Origin of the sequence: Hymenobacter defluvii, assembly GCF_017589435.1 — a bacterium.
In the GTDB taxonomy this organism is placed as follows: Bacteria; Bacteroidota; Bacteroidia; order Cytophagales; family Hymenobacteraceae; genus Hymenobacter; species Hymenobacter profundi.
In genome coordinates this window covers 1-262 of sequence record NZ_JAGETX010000140.1, presented here as the reverse complement: position 1 = coordinate 262, position 262 = coordinate 1, and the positions used below count along the sequence as shown (strand labels likewise).

Sequence of the window (262 nt, the reverse complement as noted above, 5' to 3'; positions counted from 1 at the left end):
TGCACATGCCCTTCTATAGTTACTTTGTCCTGCAGGTTATACATTTTAATTAAAGACTGCAAATACTCTAGATGCGGCCCGGATCCGTATAATCGCAAGTGATATTCTCGCCCCGTCCAAGGTGCCATACTTAGAACCTGTAGCAGAATATCCTGCCCTTTGAATGCACAATCTAGTCTAGCGACACATGCTATCAATAACTTGTTGGCAGACGGAAAAGGGATAACTGAAATATTCTTTGTATTTAACGGATTACTAATAA

The 262-nt window shown here is 40.5% G+C and carries 1 protein-coding gene; it reads right to left on the bottom strand.

The genetic code is table 11. The features are described 5' to 3' along the window. On the bottom strand, nt 1-224 hold a 224-nt coding region (locus tag J4D97_RS24120; RefSeq protein WP_432207238.1), incomplete at its 3' end, for a glycosyltransferase. Between the last annotated feature and the right edge of the window lie 38 nt (nt 225-262).